The sequence below is a fragment of the Sebaldella sp. S0638 genome, assembly GCF_024158605.1.
In the GTDB taxonomy this organism is placed as follows: Bacteria; Fusobacteriota; Fusobacteriia; order Fusobacteriales; family Leptotrichiaceae; genus Sebaldella.
In genome coordinates, this window is sequence record NZ_JAMZGM010000111.1 from 1 (window position 1) to 710 (window position 710).

At 33.5% G+C, this 710-nt stretch carries 1 protein-coding gene; it reads right to left on the reverse strand.

All coding sequences use genetic code 11. From position 1 onward, the window contains the following. Positions 1-175 precede the first annotated feature (175 nt). A complete protein-coding gene (locus tag NK213_RS17835) occupies positions 176-601 on the reverse strand; it encodes a phage baseplate assembly protein V (protein ID WP_371926459.1) in 426 nt (141 codons plus the stop codon). Positions 602-710 lie beyond the last annotated feature (109 nt).

Genomic DNA, 710 nt, shown 5'->3' on the forward strand with positions numbered 1-710 from the left:
TTTCAAAACACCTCTTTCTTTTTTTATTATATCATTGTTTAGATTTTGGTGTTCCTACTTTACTATAGCACTACACTCTTTTTTTCTCTTGTCATACTCTTTATTGTCAAAAAATTTTCTTTTGTTATCTCAAAAGTAATATCTCCGTAAGACCCTATTTCCATTTATATTCCTCCTAAAACGGCGGTACTGCTCCACCATGATCATGTCCGTCTATCATTCCGGCAGCTGTTGTTGTACTTCCGGAAGTTACAAGATTTCCTGAAACATTAACATTACCATTCAAATTAATAGTAGGAGCTGTTATGTTTACAGTCGAAACAACAATTATATTTAATTCTCCGCTGCTCCTATTATATTCAATCTTGCCGCCGTCTGAAAAACTCCATATTTTAGTATCTTCATTAGCTCCTGCTGGTATTGTGTCCACTTCATTATAATAAGCTCCTAATACAAAGCCTTCTTCCTGCTGGTTAGGTAGAAATATACAAACTACCGCTTCATCAATATCCGGAGTATGATAATCTTTGTCCATATGCGTTTTACTAAATATCACTTTCAATTCTCCAGATACTTTGTTATCTCTATCAGGAAACCTCACCCGAACTGTTCCATTTTCTGGATTTATACTGTCTGTACTTATGTCAATAATGTGGACACATTTATCTTGTCTATTATGAAATTTTTTTCAAATATTCTTTAGGAGATAA